Raw genomic sequence first — 674 nt, forward strand, 5'->3', positions numbered from 1 at the left:
CAAGCCTTTTTCGGGGTCATACCGAAAGCGGTTTTAGGAGACACGGCCTACGGTCACGGCAAACAGCGATTCGAACTGAAGGCTTTCAACCTGGAAGTGATTGCGCCTGTTGCATCTTCGAAGAATCCCACTGGACGCTATGATTCGGATCGGTTCACTTATAATCACCAGAAAGATGTGTACACCTGTCCGCAGGGTCAAGAAACCGTCAGAAAGCGCAGCATTCCTGCCAGCGAAGGACAACAATACTATTTTGGAAAAAAGAATTGCGATGCCTGCTCTCTCCGGTCCGAATGTACGCCCAACAAGGAGGGCAGAACGATTTTTCATAGTCATTACTATGACGTTTATGAAGCGGCCAAAACTTTCAACGAAAGCGACGAAGGACAAGCGGAGCACCGCAAGCGGTACATCGTAGAGCGCGTTAACAACGAACTAAAAAACTACTGCGGATTGGGAAAACCCCGAACTAAAAGTTTGGAGGCCCTTGACCGAAAAGCCAAGCTGGCTGGAATGATCACCAACCTCAAGCTTACGGTTCGCCGTCTGTTCGCCCCTAAACCAGGGGTTCTTCGACATGCTAAGCAACTCACGAAGCCAGCCACATAAGGTAAAAAAGCAGCAGTCAGCTCTCGAAAACACATCACCATGTGCTCCACCTCGCCAAATTACCC

At 49.6% G+C, this 674-nt stretch carries 1 protein-coding gene; it reads left to right on the forward strand.

Annotation, left to right across the window (positions count from 1 at the left end; translation table 11 throughout):
* Positions 1–609 (forward strand): transposase (locus L6H65_RS26440; RefSeq protein ID WP_236347773.1); only part of this gene is annotated, 609 nt, incomplete at its 5' end.
* Positions 610–674: the final 65 nt, after the last annotated feature.

Origin of the sequence: Paenibacillus plantiphilus (assembly GCF_927798095.1) — a bacterium.
In the GTDB taxonomy this organism is placed as follows: Bacteria; Bacillota; Bacilli; order Paenibacillales; family Paenibacillaceae; genus Paenibacillus_Z; species Paenibacillus_Z plantiphilus.